Annotated in this window: 15 protein-coding genes; 5 read left to right on the forward strand and 10 right to left on the reverse strand. The window is 36.1% G+C overall.

Translation table 11 applies throughout. The features are described 5' to 3' along the window. Positions 1-12 precede the first annotated feature (12 nt). Positions 13-753: a CDP-diacylglycerol diphosphatase gene (locus tag A6B43_RS00870; RefSeq protein WP_124210710.1), complete on the reverse strand. Its 741-nt coding sequence runs from the start codon at positions 751-753 to the stop codon at positions 13-15. Positions 754-935: 182 nt separating this feature from the next. Here A6B43_RS00870 and prfB point away from each other — a divergent pair. Next, a protein-coding gene (gene prfB, locus A6B43_RS00875) for a peptide chain release factor 2 (protein WP_124210711.1) occupies positions 936-2034 on the forward strand; the annotation gives its coding sequence in 2 pieces (ribosomal slippage) (positions 936-1010 and positions 1012-2034; 1098 coding nt in all). A gap of 107 nt (positions 2035-2141) precedes the next feature. Here prfB and uhpC read toward each other — a convergent pair. The 4 genes from uhpC to A6B43_RS00895 form a co-directional block, all read right to left on the reverse strand. Then, positions 2142-3464 carry an MFS transporter family glucose-6-phosphate receptor UhpC gene (gene uhpC, locus A6B43_RS00880; protein ID WP_124210712.1) on the reverse strand — a complete coding sequence of 441 codons (1323 nt, stop codon included), beginning with the start codon at positions 3462-3464 and terminating at the stop codon, positions 2142-2144. 206 nt (positions 3465-3670) lie between these two features. Continuing rightward, entirely contained in the window at positions 3671-4975 is a 1305-nt protein-coding gene (gene serS / locus A6B43_RS00885) for a serine--tRNA ligase (protein ID WP_124210713.1), read from the reverse strand. A 44-nt stretch (positions 4976-5019) separates the two neighbouring features. Continuing rightward, positions 5020-5496 carry an SsrA-binding protein SmpB gene (gene smpB / locus A6B43_RS00890; RefSeq protein ID WP_124210714.1) on the reverse strand — a complete coding sequence of 159 codons (477 nt, stop codon included), beginning with the start codon at positions 5494-5496 and terminating at the stop codon, positions 5020-5022. Between the two features lie 120 nt (positions 5497-5616). Next, a complete protein-coding gene (locus A6B43_RS00895) occupies positions 5617-7026 on the reverse strand; it encodes a YcjX family GTP-binding protein (protein WP_124210715.1) in 1410 nt (469 codons plus the stop codon). A gap of 108 nt (positions 7027-7134) precedes the next feature. Here A6B43_RS00895 and A6B43_RS00900 point away from each other — a divergent pair, with 108 nt between their 5' ends. Further along, positions 7135-7980, forward strand: coding sequence for a CYTH domain-containing protein (locus A6B43_RS00900; RefSeq protein ID WP_124210716.1), 846 nt, complete (start codon positions 7135-7137; stop codon positions 7978-7980). A 21-nt stretch (positions 7981-8001) separates the two neighbouring features. Here A6B43_RS00900 and A6B43_RS00905 read toward each other — a convergent pair whose 3' ends face one another. Genes A6B43_RS00905 through A6B43_RS00915 form a run of 3 tightly spaced genes read right to left on the reverse strand, consistent with a single transcriptional unit; the run spans position 8002 to position 9226 of the window. After that, on the reverse strand, positions 8002-8172 hold the full coding sequence (locus tag A6B43_RS00905) for a YoaH family protein (RefSeq protein ID WP_124210717.1): 171 nt from the start codon (positions 8170-8172) through the stop codon (positions 8002-8004). 8 nt (positions 8173-8180) lie between these two features. After that, positions 8181-8912 carry a tRNA pseudouridine(65) synthase TruC gene (truC, locus tag A6B43_RS00910; protein ID WP_124210718.1) on the reverse strand — a complete coding sequence of 244 codons (732 nt, stop codon included), beginning with the start codon at positions 8910-8912 and terminating at the stop codon, positions 8181-8183. Beyond that, positions 8912-9226 carry a YqcC family protein gene (locus A6B43_RS00915; RefSeq protein WP_124210719.1) on the reverse strand — a complete coding sequence of 105 codons (315 nt, stop codon included), beginning with the start codon at positions 9224-9226 and terminating at the stop codon, positions 8912-8914. The genes truC and A6B43_RS00915 overlap by 1 nt, the downstream gene beginning before the upstream one ends. 236 nt (positions 9227-9462) lie before the next feature. Between A6B43_RS00915 and metN the strand changes: the two genes are divergently transcribed. The 3 genes from metN (at position 9463) to metQ (ending at position 12212) form a co-directional block, all read left to right on the forward strand. After that, on the forward strand, positions 9463-10497 hold the full coding sequence (gene metN / locus A6B43_RS00920; protein WP_124210720.1) for a methionine ABC transporter ATP-binding protein MetN: 1035 nt from the start codon (positions 9463-9465) through the stop codon (positions 10495-10497). Then, the gene (locus A6B43_RS00925) at positions 10487-11164 is read left to right on the forward strand and encodes a methionine ABC transporter permease (protein WP_124210721.1); all 678 of its coding nucleotides are present in this window, start codon (positions 10487-10489) and stop codon (positions 11162-11164) included. Before metN ends, A6B43_RS00925 begins: the two co-directional genes overlap by 11 nt. Positions 11165-11420: 256 nt before the next feature. Continuing rightward, entirely contained in the window at positions 11421-12212 is a 792-nt protein-coding gene (gene metQ, locus A6B43_RS00930; protein WP_124210722.1) for a methionine ABC transporter substrate-binding lipoprotein MetQ, read from the forward strand. A gap of 56 nt (positions 12213-12268) precedes the next feature. Here the strand turns inward: metQ and msbA are convergent, their stop codons facing one another. Then, complete coding sequence (msbA, locus tag A6B43_RS00935; protein ID WP_124210723.1) at positions 12269-14047, reverse strand: lipid A ABC transporter ATP-binding protein/permease MsbA; 1779 nt, start codon at positions 14045-14047, stop codon at positions 12269-12271. Between the two features lie 131 nt (positions 14048-14178). Beyond that, positions 14179-16101 carry an ATP-dependent DNA helicase gene (locus A6B43_RS00940; RefSeq protein ID WP_124210724.1) on the reverse strand — a complete coding sequence of 641 codons (1923 nt, stop codon included), beginning with the start codon at positions 16099-16101 and terminating at the stop codon, positions 14179-14181. Between the last annotated feature and the right edge of the window lie 107 nt (positions 16102-16208).

Genomic DNA, 16208 nt, shown 5'->3' on the forward strand with positions numbered 1-16208 from the left:
TTTATATTTTAATTACAGTCCTAACAATTTACAGCTATGATCTTGTAGATCTTCGCTTGCTGCTTTATTGAACGGCAACCATTGGTGCTTAGTTGCAAGTAAAATAAAATCACCATTACTTGCAGGTGTTACCGCTACAGAATATTTGCCCATCTCACCGCTTGCATTAGGTATATCCGTTAGCCACAAGAAAGGGCTTTTCTGCTCAAATTCCTTAGCTGTAATACGGCGAGCCATATAGTATTCTCCTTTTAATTTGGTGGACAATTCCTTCCACTGCGTACCAATCTGCTTCTCTTGCTGTAATAACGTAGTTTGAACGTCTGAAGCAGTACAAGAAAGATGAATATGTAGGTGATTTTGAGTCCTTGCATAAGCTGAATTTATGGTTAATGACACTACATTTTCAGGAATTGGCTTTCCTAATTTTTCACTCATAAAATGGCGAGATTGCCACGCTTTCCACAAAAAGTTTGTAGTTGTTTTATTAAGTAATTCCGGGCTTTCCATGCCATCTAATTTAGCCGTTGGCATAATTAAATATTGTAATGGTCCATTTAAATCTTTTAATACCACATAACCTTTTTCTGTATTCACCTCTGCACACGGTTTTGGTGAATTTGTATTCATTGAATTTGGTACACATTTATCCATCACAATATGACGTAATACATCAGGATTACTTGAACTACATCCAGCTACTCCCAAACAAAGTAATCCCATTCCGAACAAACGACGATACATTTTTTTCATGATTTTCCTCACTAACACAAGTTAAAGCATATTGATTTTACGTTACTTGAAGAAAAAAACAAATCTCTTATCTTCTTTAAGATACTAAACCTTAATATAACCGCTATTTTCTTTTAGATTTAAATCTAAGTTAGCTATAATAATCCAAATTATCTGCCCACTTTATTAAATAAGGAATAATAATGTTTGAACTTAATCCACTTAAAACCCAATTAGCCGATATTTTAGAACGCACAGCCACCCTTCGGGGGTATCTTTGACTTTAATACTAAAGTTGAACGCTTAGAAGAAGTCAATGCAGAATTAGAACAACCTGATATTTGGAACGATCCTGAAAAAGCCCAGGCCTTTGGCAAAGAACGAGTTGCATTAGAAAATATCGTAAATACCATTAAAAGCCTTGAACAAGGCATTGAAGATGTCGAAGGCTTAATTGAGCTTGCCGTTGAAGCAGAAGATGAAGAAACTTTTTTAGAAGCTCAACAAGAAGCCAATCAACTAGAAGAAAAACTGGCTTCATTAGAATTTCAACGAATGTTCAGCGGACAACACGATGCCTCTGATTGCTATATTGATTTACAATCAGGTTCTGGAGGAACAGAAGCACAAGACTGGACAGAAATGCTACTACGAATGTACCTTCGTTGGGCTGAAAGCAAAGGCTTTAAAGCAGAATTAATGGAAGTATCTGATGGCGATGTCGCAGGAATAAAATCAGCAACTGTGAAAGTTTCTGGAAACTACGCTTTCGGTTGGTTACGTACAGAAACAGGTATTCACCGTTTAGTTCGAAAAAGCCCTTTTGATTCAAACAATAGACGACATACCTCTTTTAGTGCAGCTTTTGTTTACCCTGAAATTGATGACAATATTGATATTGAGATCAACCCTGCCGATCTACGGATTGATGTTTATCGTGCATCAGGTGCAGGCGGACAACACGTTAATACAACGGAATCTGCAGTACGAATCACACATATGCCATCAGGCATTGTCGTACAATGCCAAAATGAACGTTCTCAACATAAAAATAAAGATCAGGCAATGAAACAGCTTCGAGCTAAACTCTATGAACTTGAATTACAAAAGAAAAATGCGGATAAACAAGCTCTTGAAGATACAAAATCAGATATAGGTTGGGGAAGCCAAATTCGCTCTTATGTTTTAGATGATTCACGTATCAAAGATTTACGCACAGGCGTTGAAAATCGAAATACTCAAGCTGTACTAGACGGTGATTTAGACCGATTCATTGAAGCAAGCCTGAAAGCTGGTTTATAACACTTACAGTAAATTTTGTTAAGAACTAACCGCTTGTATTTATAAATCATCATTCAATTTCCTAAGAGAACGGAGACCAAATTCTCCGTCCTCTTAGTTAATCCAGATTATTTCAAACGGTTCTTCCTAAATTGCATTACATAAACTAAAGCAAGTAACAATGCACAGCTGAGTGAAATTGCAAACAATGTGCCAAAAAAGCCATTCCATTTAAAGTGTTCGATCACTAATGAAAGTGGTAGTCCTGCAACAGCTGCTCCGATATAAGCAAATAAACTTACAAAACCTGTTGAAGCTCCTGAAGCATATTTATGAGAATTTTCTGCGGCTGCCATTGCAATTAAAAATTGTGGCCCAAAAATGAAAAAACCCATTAAGAAGAATAAACAAGACATCAATACACTACTATGGCTTGGCAAGACCCAAAGTGCTAATGCAACTGCAATAATTCCTACCACATAGATAATGTTCATTTGTGTACGGTTACCTTTGAAAAATTTGTCCGATCCCCAGCCTGCAAATAAGGCACCAAGAAATCCGCCTACTTCAAAAAAACTTACCGTCGCATTCGCTTCTAGTAAATTATAACCGTGCATTTCTGTTAAGTATAAATTGCCCCAGTCGTTAATCCCTGTTCGAATAATGTAAACCAGTGCGTATGAAATTGCTAATGCCCAGATAATTTTATTTTTAAATACATAGGTTTTTAAAATTTCTAAGGTAGATAAGCCAACACCTTCACTTTCGTGAGCTTTCTCTGCCACATCATTACGCCATTCACCAACTGTTGGAAGCCCCATTGATGATGGTTTATCTCTTAGTAAAATGCATAACCCTAAACCAATTACAATCGCAATAATACCTGGAATAATCATTCCATATCGCCAGCCCCAAGCTAGCGTAACTGCTCCTGCTATCAGTGGGATCAATGCTCCTCCTAAATTGTGGGAAGTATTCCAAATTGCCCACCACAAGCCCCGTTCATTACGTGAATACCAGGTATTTAAAATTTTTGAACACGGTGGCCAACCCCAGCCTTGAAAGAATGCATTGATCATCCAAAGCGTTACAAAAACAAAAATAGATGAACTCATACCAAACAGAATATTAACGACACCAGTTGCCATTAAACCTAATCCCATAAAATAGCGTGGGTTAGAACGATCACCAATAACTCCAGACAAAAATTTTGAAAGCCCATAAGTTAAATAAAAAGCCGTTCCCATTATACCAATGTCTGCTTTTTGTAGACCTAAATCTGCCAACATTGTCGGCATTACAAAATTAAATCCTTTACGGGTAAAATAGAAAACAGCGTAGCCTACATAGCTCACAATCATCAAATGCAATCGCCAATAGCGGTAACTTTTATCTATTTCTTCTGGTGTTTTAGTAACAGGAAGATCGGGTGCTTCTTTAAATACTGCCATAACTATTCCTTAAAATTGTACTACTAAGAGATATATCAATTAAATTAGTATAACTTACAATAAAAGTAAAAAAAGTTAGCTAGATCACATTTTTATATCTTCTAAATTTATTTAGCTATAATCTAACCAAATTCTGAATAATCAATAAAAAAGCTGAATGTTTCCATTCAGCTTTTAAAACTAATCAATTACCAGACAGTATAATATTACTTAATAACCTCAAGTCCTGCCATATAAGGTCTAAGCACTTCTGGAATAGTAATTGAGCCGTCTGCATTCTGATAATTTTCTAAAATTGCGACTAAAGTACGCCCAACAGCTAAACCTGACCCATTTAAAGTATGGACTAAACGTGTTTTTTTATCCCCCTTCGCCTTATAACGGGCAGACATTCTACGAGCTTGGAAATCCCACATATTTGAACAAGAGGAAATTTCACGATAAGTATTTTGAGCTGGCAACCAAACTTCTAAATCATAAGTTTTTGCTGCACTAAATCCCATATCTCCTGAACAAAGTAACATTTTACGATACGGTAGGTTCAATAATTGTAATACTTTTTCTGCATGCTGGGTTAATTCTTCTAACGCTTCCATTGATTTCTCTGGCTCAACGATTTGTACTAACTCAACTTTATCAAATTGATGCATACGAATTAGCCCACGGGTATCACGGCCATAAGATCCTGCTTCTGCACGAAAACATGGGGTATGTGCAGTTAATTTTAATGGTAAGGATTCTTCATCTAAAATTTCATCACGAACTAAATTAGTAACGGGAACTTCTGCAGTTGGAATTAATGCAAAAGGTTTCTGAACTGCATTTGGATCTTGCCCTTCTAATGGCTTAGTATGGAAAAGATCTTCGCCAAATTTCGGTAACTGCCCTGTTCCATAAAGAGTATCGTGATTTACTAAATACGGTACATAGGTTTCAACATAACCGTGCTGTTCTGTATGTAAATCTAACATAAATTGTGATAACGCACGGTGTAAACGGGCAATTTTATCTTTCATTACCACAAAACGGCTACCTGCTAATTTTACCCCAGCAGCAAAATCTAAGCCTGATAACTGTTCGCCTAACGCGACGTGATCTTTTACTTCAAAATCAAACTGACGAGGCGTTCCCCAACGAGAAATTTCTACATTTTCACTATCATCTTTCCCAATAGGAACTTCACTCGCTGGTAGATTCGGTACAGAAAGCAATAATTCACGAATTTGTGCTTGTACTTTATCTAGCTCAACTTTAGCCATTTCTAATTCATTGCCCATTGAATCAACTTCAGCTAATAAAGCAGAAATATCTTCTCCACGGGCTTTAGCTGCTCCAATATTTTTAGAACGGCTATTACGTTCTGCTTGTAATGTTTCTGTTTTTACTTGTAGCACTTTACGCTGTTCTTCCAATGCAGTTACTCGCTCTACATCTAACATAAATTTACGTTTTGTGCTTAGAATTTCCGCAATTTCCGCTAAATCTGTACGCAGTAGATTTTGATCAATCATTTGTTATTATCCTTTTACAAAAATATATAAAATCAGCCCGCTTGTTATCGGTTTGAATGTTTCATAATGCGCTGTTTTGCAACTTGCCATTCACGCTCTTTTACATCTTCACGCTTATCGTGTAATTTTTTGCCTTTCGCTAATCCAATTTTTACTTTTGCCCATGCCTGTTTCCAATATAAAGAAAGAGCAACAACCGTAAACCCATCACGGTTTACTTTACCAAATAACGAATCTAATTCACGTTTATTCAATAATAATTTACGGGTACGAGTAGGATCAGCAATAATATGAGTTGATGCCACATTTAAAGGGGTAATCATTGCCCCAAATAAATAGGCTTCACCATTACGAAAAATTACATAGCTATCACCAATATTTGCTTTACCTGCACGCAATGCTTTAACTTCCCAGCCTTGCAATTCTAACCCTGCTTCAACTTCATCTTCAATGAAATATTCGTGCCTTGCACGTTTATTCAGCGCAATTGTATTTGCGGCAACTTTTGGTTTTTTACTCATAATTCTAATTTATTTTTTTATAATTGTAGGGATTGTACCTTAAATAAGCGTGATTTTGAACCATACAAACGGTGTAATCAGACAATTTTATTGTTAGCTATTTTCCATTTATTCAAATGGTTAATCAAACATATCTGCCAATAGAAATTGTAAAACAGAATCCATTCTCAAATGTGGAATACTTTCACCAAATTCAATTTTTTTGGGTTCAAATTGGTCAAATTCAAATTTATTATGTTGCCAATAATTTGAATCAGGTAATCGACTTGGCACGCTACCAGGATAAAGCGTAACTCGCTTTTTATCAGAAGAACGCACACCTTGAATAGCTTTAAATGATTGTCCATCTTGGGTAGCAATTACTGAATCGGTAGCTCTTACCGCAGCAATCGCCTGATAATTTGTATTTATCCCCTCAAAATCTGCATAACGTCCGCCTTCCTGCACTAATTGACGCATTAAACTTTCTAAATTCGGTAATTGATCTGTTGTAATGTGATCCGCTTTAGTTGCTATAAATAACAATTTATCAATATTAGATGAAAATAAACGACTAAATAAAGAACGATTACCATAATGAAAATGTTTAAATAGTTGCTGTAAGCCAATTTTCATCTCAATAAACGCTTGCTGGCTATGATTTAGTGGTGTTAAACAATCTGCTAAAATCACCTGACGATCAAATTGTGAAAAATAATCTTCATAAAAAGGTTTCACAATTTTTTGTTGATAATGCTGATAACGTGTTTTTAATGTATGGAAAATACTCTCTTTATCACTTTTTTCAAGACGCTCCCATTCTTCTTCATTTAACCACAGCAATGGAAAAAATTGGTAAACAGGTGCACCACGTTCACTATTCGGCAATACAAACCGCCCAGGTTGAATATATTGCATTCCCATAGCTTTACACTCAAACAGATAAGCGGTGTAATCTTCACTTAATTTTGCTAATTGGTTTGCATCTGCTTTAGCAGTTAAATCCAGATTTTTCACCTGTTCAAACCATTTTTTCGCTAGTTCTGCTCGCTCGCCTTTATGCACAAGCTCTTGTGCTTTTGACCACTCTTTAAAAGATTGTGACAACAAGGGCAAATCTAACAACCATTCACCGGGGTAATCAAAAATATCTAAATAAAGCGTTGCAGTTTCTTTGAGATGTCTTAACAGGCTATGTTGCCGTTGATAACGAATTGCCAAACGGATTTCGCTGATCCCAGTGGTTGAAGCAGACCATTCAGGTGGATCATTTTCAAAGCCTGCTCGATTTTTATCATATTCAAAGCGAGGAACAGTTAAATCATATTGTTCAACCCGTTTTACCGATAAAATCTGCCCATTCCTTGCAGCCATAAACAAACTTAAATGGCTATTATTGCTACTTGCATTAATATGCAATAATTGATCAACCAAACTGGTAATAAATGCTGTTTTACCACTACGACTTAGCCCTGTTACAGCCAAACGTAAATGGTTATCCAAACCACGCTGTACAAATTTATGAAGCTTATTTTGTATATGAGTAAACATATTAAATTTGACCTAATATAGAATTGTTCATAGAATAACATAAAGCCTATTTACAAAATAGGTGTTTTGTTATTTAAGGTATTAAAACATAATAATAACGAGTACAAAATGCAAGATGAAATTGAATTAAAAATAATGTTATCACCTAAGAACATTCCAATTATTACACAATGGATACAAAATCAAAATATTATTCACTATGATGAAGAAAATTTAGAAAATACCTATTTTGATTCACAAAATATGTATTTTGAAAAACATCAAATGGGGTTGCGTGTTCGCACTAAGAATAACCACCATCAATTAACATTAAAAATGAAAGGGGATATTGTCGGTGGGCTACATATTCGCCCAGAATATAATTTAACATTGGCGGATAATAAACCTGACTTCAAGCGGTTAGTTTCTCACTATAATTTACAATTTGCAGATCAATCTATTATTAATACACCACTATTTCCGTTATTTAGTACGAATTTTCTCAGGTATAAATGGCTAATTCATTATCAAAATGCAGAAATTGAAATTGCCTTAGATCAAGGCTTAGTTAAAAATAAATATTGTGAAGATACTATTTGTGAAATAGAATTTGAATTAAAAAAAGGTAATATTCACCAGCTCTTTCAATTATTAAATGAAATGCCTAAAAAAGATGGTATGTGGTTAAGTAGTTTAAGTAAAGCACAGCGAGGATATTTTATTGGTAACGCTGAAAAAATTGACAAAGAAATTGAAAAATTAACCGCTTGCAATCCGAAGAAATTAAGTATGATTGAACAATATCAATTTAGCCAGATCCTTGCTGACTTCATTCGTTTATATCCAAATGATATTTTAATCAAAAAATATCAACAAATAACCCAGCAATCATTATCAGAATTAGGCGAAAATTATCTTTTAAGCAGTAATTATTTATTAAAAAATATTAAACAGCTAAATGAATTTTATCGCTAAATATAAAATAGGGTATACACCCTATTTTTGACCTTTAATTTTATCGTTATTTAGCTGATGAGCTTCTCGCAAAGCTTTTGTTACAGTTGCAATCGCTTCTCCGCTACTCATACCCTGTTGCATTAACTGTTGAATTTTTTCTACGGCTTGTTGTTGCTGTTCGTGTGTGAGTGTTAATAACCTCTCATCCATACCTGTACCTATCCATTTATAAATTGTGGGAAATGCCAATTAAATTGTTTAAAAAGTATTTGCCATTGTAGATCAAGCGGTGCTTTTATCTCCATTTTTTGCAACCGCTTCGGGTGAATAAACTGCAGCTGATTAGCGTGCAAAAATAGTCGTGTTACCCCAACATTTTCAGTTAATGCCCGATTTTGATGTAAATCACCATATTTTGTATCCCCCATAATAGGGTGAAAAAGGTGTTTTAAATGACGGCGAAGTTGATGCTTTCGCCCTGTTAAAGGTGAAAGCTGAACCAATGAATAACGAGCTGTTGTAAATTTTCCCGATGAGTAAGGCATTTCAACATTCGCTAAAAATTGATAATCCGTTACGGCCGATTGAGCTTCTTTTTCTTGGGCAAATTTATCTGCAATTTTATCTAATTGCACCTTGAGAGGATAATCCACTCGCCCACTTCCTAATAAATAACCTCGAACCACAGCCAAATACTGCTTTTGAATTTGATGTTGTTCAAATTGCTGGCTCATTACACGAGCAGTTTCACTATTTAAAGCAAAAAGTAGCACACCAGAGGTTGGACGATCTAGCCGATGAATAGGGAAAACATGCTGACCGATCTGATCTCGCAATGTTTGCATTGCAAATACGGTCTCGTGCTTATCAAGCCAACTGCGATGAACCAACATTCCTGCAGGTTTATTGATTGCGACTAATTCATCATCTCGGTATAAAATATCAAGCATTAGGCATCTTTTAATAGTTGTTCTAATTTCGCTAACGGGGAATGTAACGCAGCTAAATATTTTTCATCTTTTAAAGACTCTTCCAAATAGTGGGTAACCGTAAAATTACGAGGTAGTTCACTACCTGCCTCTAATAATGCTTTCATTCGTGGAATAAAAATCCATTGTAGCCATTGTGTTGGCGAAAGCGTATTAACACTAAATGGTTCGGTGCTTTCTAACGCTTCTGCACTAGGCGCGGCTGCTTCCCATACATTATGTTCTTTCATTGCATTTTCTAATGCCGTTAAATATTGATGAATTTCTGCGTTCATTTACTCTCCTATTCTTACCTTTAGTGAGTAAGAAAATAATAAAGTAGCAATGATAGAGAGCAAGTACGAAAAGTCAAGCTATCGTAATTTTACACTTTTTTATAAGAAAACACCGCTTGTTTTGCTTTATACGATTCACTATGGCTAATTTATTCAAAAAAACAGATTTATATGATTGACACAGCAATCTAGACGTCTAAAATAAGACGATAATTTTTAAAGATATGGATAGCGTGATGATTCAACTCAAGCAAATCAGCAAACAATTTGAGGTTAAAGGGCAGAAAATTACTGCACTTGATAATGTAACCCTAGATGTTCCAAAAGGCACAATATATGGGGTAATAGGCTCATCAGGAGCAGGGAAAAGCACCCTAATTCGTTGCGTAAATTTATTAGAACGCCCAACTATCGGGCAAGTTATTGTTGATGGAAAAGATCTCACAACAATGTCTGAAAAAGAGCTAATTTTAGCTCGCCGCAGTATTACGATGATTTTCCAACACTTTAATTTACTCTCTTCTCGTACCGTGTTTGATAATGTTGCCCTAGCTTTAGAGTTAAGCAACACAAATAAAGCAGTTATCGAGAAAAAAGTAAATGAATTATTAGAGTTAGTTGGATTAGCCGATAAACGTAATGCCTACCCAAGTAATCTTTCTGGAGGACAAAAACAACGTGTTGCAATTGCCCGTGCTTTAGCAAGCAATCCAAAAGTACTACTCTGTGATGAAGCCACCAGTGCACTTGATCCTGCAACAACACAATCGATCCTGCAATTACTTAAAGAGATCAATCAGCGATTAGGTTTAACTATTTTACTGATCACCCACGAAATGGACGTAGTCAAACGCATTTGTGATCGTGTGGCTGTTATTGATCAAGGGCGTTTAGTTGAAAGCGGTTCAGTCAGTGAAATTTTTTCAAATCCAAAGACGGAATTAGCACAACGCTTTATTCAATCTACTTTTCATTTTGAATTGCCTGAAGAATATACAAGCCAACTATCTTCAATTCCTACGGAAAATAGCTATCCAATCATTAAATTTGAATTTACTGGACGTTCAGTTGATGCACCACTACTTTCCTATGTAGCGAAAAAATTTAATATTGATTTTAGTATTTTGATGTCGCAAATTGATTACGCTGGAGGAGTAAAATTCGGCTTTGTTATCGCTGAAGTAGAAGGTAATACAGATAGCATTGCTGAAGCAAAATTTTATTTAATTGATAATAATGTAAAAGTTGAGGTACTAGGTTATGTGGGCTGATTTTCTTAATGAATTAACACCAAAAATGTGGGAGCTAGTCGGCCTTTCCACATTAGAAACACTCTATATGGGATTTATTGCTACGTTAATGGCTGTTGTCATTGGTCTGCCTATTGGCTTTGTTGCATTTTTAACAGGTAAAGGAGAGATTTTAGAGAATAAACCACTACACCAAGTCCTTGATGTCATTATCAATATTGGACGATCTGTACCTTTCATTATTTTACTTGTTGTGCTGTTACCCGTTACACGCTTAATTGTGGGAACAACACTAGGTACAACTGCAGCAATTGTGCCTCTTAGCATTACCGCTATTCCTTTTTTTGCTCGTTTAACCGCTAATGCACTATTAGAAATCCCTAACGGCTTAACTGAAGCTGCTAAATCAATGGGGGCAACAAACTGGCAAGTTGTAACGAAATTTTATCTACCTGAATCTCTACCCATTTTAATTAACAGTATTACGCTCACTCTCGTTTCCCTTATTGGCTATTCTGCAATGGCTGGTGCTGTAGGTGGCGGTGGTTTAGGTAATCTTGCTATCAGCTATGGCGAACATCGCAATATGATCTATGTAAAATGGATCGCAACGATCATCATCGTTGCCATTGTGATGATTAGCCAAAAAATTGGTGATAATCTAGCTAAACGTTACGATCATCGTTAGCTCATAATTATTTTAATTACATAAACACAACAAGAACTATTCAATCAAAAATAAGGCACATATAGATAGATGTAAATTTTACTTTGATGAGTTACTTAATATAGAGCCATTAGTAAGCGAAAAATAAAACTTACAGAGCTTAACGAGTAATGTTTGAGATAAGACAAAAGCTAGTAATACAAGCGGGCAGATTTCACCCTGATTTTGCCAGCTAGAGAAGTTGGCAATTTAAATTCACACAAAAAAGGTACAAAAAATGAAACTAAAACAACTCTTTGGGATTATTACCCTTTCTACTCTTGCGCTTACTGCTTGTAATGAAAAACAAGACAAACTTAAAGTAGGTGTTATTTCGGGGCCTGAACACGAAGTAATGGAAGTTGCAGCAAAAGTTGCAAAAGAAAAATATCATCGTAATGTCGAACTGGTTATTTTTACTGATTATGCAACCCCTAATGAAGCATTGAATAAAGGCGATTTAGACATCAATGTTTTTCAACATAAACCGTATTTAGATAAACAAATTGCAGATAAAGGCTATAAACTTACGCCTGTTGGTAATACCTTTGTTTATCCGATTGCCGCTTACTCAAAGAAAATTAAATCTATTTCTGAATTAAAAGACGGTGATAAAATTGCTCTGCCAAATGATCCAACAAACTTGGGACGTTCACTACTTTTATTAGAAAAACAAGGGTTAATTAAACTTAAAGATAGCAATAATCTGCTTTCTACTACGGTAGATATTATTGAAAATCCTAAAAATTTAGAGATACAAGAGATCGAAGCACCATTATTACCACGAACATTAGATGATGTAACTTTCTCTATTATCAATACGACCTATGCAGGTCAAATTGGCTTAACCCCAAATAAAGATGGAATTTTCGTTGAAGATAAAGATTCGCCTTATGTGAATTTAATTGTTTCTCGTATTGATAACAAAGACAATCCAGCAATAAAAGATTTTATCAACGCCTATCAATCTGATGAAGTTTTCAATAAAGCTGATGAAGTCTTCAAAGGTGGAATGGTAAAAGGTTGGTAACCTATTACAAAAAATAATATAAAAAAGACCGCTTATAAGCGGTCTTTTACTAATAATTATTCCCCAAATTGCAAGCTATATAACTGCTTATAAGCCCCGCATTTCTCAAGCAACTCTAAATGGGCTCCTCGCTCTACAATTTCACCTTGCTCAATAACTAAAATTTCATCAGCTTTTTCAATGGTTGATAGACGATGGGCAATCACTAAAACAGTACGATCTTTTTGTAATTCCTCTAATGCAGACTGAATAGCTCGTTCTGATTCCGTATCTAACGCTGAAGTTGCTTCATCAAGCACCAATACAGGTGAATTTCGTAATAACGCTCGAGCAATTGCTAATCGCTGACGCTGACCACCAGAAAGGCTCACGCCATTTTCTCCAATGATCGTATCTAAGCCCAGTGGCATTTTCTCAATAAATTCCATTGCATAAGCAGCTTTTGCTGCATTGATAATCTGTTCTCGACTATATTTTTCTTGTGCAGCATACGCAATATTATTCGCAATTGTATCATTAAATAAATGCACCTGTTGCGATACAATCGCACACTGTTCACGTAAATTATTTAGGGTATAGTCTGAAATTGATATATCATCAAGATAGATATTACCTGAATCTACATCATAAAAACGGGTAATAAGATTAGCAATTGTTGATTTACCTGAACCCGAACGCCCAACTAATGCTAATGTTTTACCTGCTGGTAGCTCAAAAGAGAGATGTTTTAACGCAGGGGTATCTTTACCAAAATAGGTAAAAGTAACATTATCAAAACGAATATCACCTTTTGCTCGTTTGACTTGATACGCTCCCGTATTTTTTTCCGTTGGTACATCAAAGAGTGTGAATAACGTTTGGCAAGCAGCCATTCCTCGTTGAAATTGCGCATTCACATTTGTGAGTGTTTTCAGTGGGCGTAAAATCCCCATTAGCGCACCAATCACAGCTGCGAACTCCCCTGCGGTTAAACTATCACCAATAATATCTGGCGATCCTGCCACAAAAAGTACCACCGCTAACGCAAAAGACGCAATAATTTGAATAATAGGATCAGAAATTGCAGATGCCGCCACCATTTTCATTCCTTTACGGCGCATATCATTACTCGTACGATTAAAACGGGTCTCTTCCACCTCTTGCCCACCAAATGAGAGTACAACTTTATGCCCTCTTAACATTTGCTCTGCACTTTCTGTCATACTTCCCATTGATTCCTGCATATTACGACTTAGCATACGAAAACGTTTAGAAACCAAGCGAATTAATACTGCAATAACTGGACCGACTAAAAAAAGAACAAGAGATAAACGCCAGCTATAATAAAACATTGTAGTAATTAAAAAGAGAATATAGACCCCTTCCCTCACAACACTTTGCAATGCGCTTGCAGAAGAAGACGCAACTTGTTCTGAATCATAGGTAATACGAGAGAGCAATTTTCCTGATGAATTTTGGTCAAAAAAGGTAACTGGCATAAACATCAAATGTTTAAATACCTTTTGACGCATTGTCATTACAACCTTGCCCGACACCCACGCCAAGCAATAACTCGAAATAAAACTCGTTATACCTCTAGCAAAAATCAATCCAATCACGACAAATGCCATTATTTTTAGAAAATGGCGATCAGAATTCCCTCCGAACCCCTCATCAATAAGTGGTTTTAGCATCGTAATTAAATAAGCGTCTGATGCAGCATTCAATATCATTGCAACCATCGCCACTAAAATTCCTAATTTAAACGGCGAGATCATTGGCCATAATCGTTTAAATGTCTGCATTGTGGACTGATCTTTTGTCAGCTCATCAATAGAAAAAGAATGTTTTGCCATATTTTAGGTATCCATCAAGTAAGATTGGCAATTTTAAAGATAATTGCCACTATTCAAAATTTATCTAAGTTAGATATCAGACAATAACAAGCGGTTAAATAACAAATATTTTTGCAAAAATTTATACTAATCTAACCGCTTGTTTGTAAAAAATTCATCACTTTATTTAAGTCTCTCGTTCGAGATGAAGGGGGAAGGCTTTTCAAAAATGTTGCACCATAATTTCTCATCACTAAACGAGAATCACAAATAATAACCACACCTCTATCCGTTACATCACGAATTAACCGCCCAACGCCTTGTTTTAAAGTAATCACGGCTTCAGGGATTTGAATGTCATTAAAAGGATCGCCGCCTTGTAAACGACAATCTTCCATTCTCGCTTTTAATAGTGGATCATCTGGCGCTGCGAAAGGGAGCTTATCAATAATGACTAGCGATAGCTTATCTCCTCTTACATCAATTCCTTCCCAAAAACTTTGAGTAGCAACTAACACACTATTCGGTTCAGATACAAATTTTTCAAGTAAGCGAGTCTTGCTCGTTTCACCTTGTAAGAGAACACTTAGCGAGCTATGTTCTCGTAAAAAATCTGCTAATCCACGCATCATAAAATAAGAGGTGCAGAGAAGAAAACAACGCCCTTTATTCGCTTCAATTACGGGCTGAAGGCGCTTTCCTAACTCGGTAACCGTATATGCCCGATTGCTATCAGGTAAATAACGAGGAACGCAAAGTAAAGACTGCTTTTGATAATCAAAAGGACTTTGTAGCACCATCTGTTCTGCATTTTCAATACCAAGCCGTTGGCAAAAATGATCAAACTTTCCATTTACTTCCAATGTTGCTGAAGTAAAAACCCAACCGATTTGCTGATGTTTGAGTTGCTCCCCAAATTTATCAGCAACAGTTAATGGGGTTATATGTAAGCCAAAAGAACGCCCATTTGCTTCAAACCAGTAGCAAAATCCAACAACAGTCGTATCACTTAATTTTTTTAGCAAGTCTTTAATTTCTGTGACTCGTTCAAAAATTTTATCTAATGTTTCCGATCGCCCAAGGGATTTTTTAATCACGTCTTTTAGGAAATCAAGCGTTTCATTCAGTTTCTGCAAGCCTTCTACAACATTTATATTTTGAAATAATTCACGCAAATTACCTCGCTGTGAATTTTCACCTAAGAGTAAACGAAAATCTTGTACAACTTTTTGCAATAAATCTGCCGCTTTGCCTAATTGAGCGAGATCTTTAAGTTCTGAACGGTAAACAAGTGTACAGTCTTTACTAAGATCAAATAACTGGCGAGAGGTTAGCGACTGCCCAAAATATTGGCTTGCAATATCAGGAAGCTGATGAGCTTCATCAAAAATAACCAGCTCTGCTTCAGGGATCAATTCACCAAAACCACTTTCTTTTACGGCCATATCCGCACAAAATAAATGGTGATTAACCACAACAAGATCAGCCTCCATTGCTCGCCTACGAGCCTGAACCACATAGCATTCCTTGTAACTTGGGCAATCTACTCCTAAACAGTTTTCAGTGGTACTCACTAACTGCGGAAGAAGTGGGCTATCTTCTGCAATCGTAATACATTCGCTTAAATCACCGCTTGCTGTTGATGTCTGCCATTTACGCACCTTACCCAAATCTGACAACACCGATTTATCGCCTAAAACCCCCAATGCAATCAGTTTATCTAATCGTTCTAAACAGAGATAATTGGCTCGCCCTTTCAATAATGCAACATTTCCCTTATATTTTAAAGCCTTTTGAATTGTTGGCAGATCTCGGCTAAAAAGCTGATCTTGTAGGTTTTTAGATCCAGTAGAAATAATTGTTTTTTTCCCCGAAAGCAGTGCAGGCACAAGATAAGCAAATGTCTTCCCCGTCCCAGTCCCCGCTTCAACAACGGCACTTTTGGAAAATTTTACGGCTCGACCAACCGCTTGTGCCATTTCAATTTGAGCTTGACGTGGCAAAAAACCACGAATATTTTGGCTCAATGTACCTGTTGGGCTAAATGTCTGCTCAATTTTATTCTTTAATGTCATAAATTACTGTGCGTAAAACCCTGTTTTCTGATTACTCACTGATTTACATCGGTTTATTTAAATAGATTATTGATAGACACCGTTTGTTACATTTATCAATGATAAGT

The sequence above is a fragment of the Vespertiliibacter pulmonis genome, assembly GCF_013377275.1.
In the GTDB taxonomy this organism is placed as follows: Bacteria; Pseudomonadota; Gammaproteobacteria; order Enterobacterales; family Pasteurellaceae; genus Vespertiliibacter; species Vespertiliibacter pulmonis.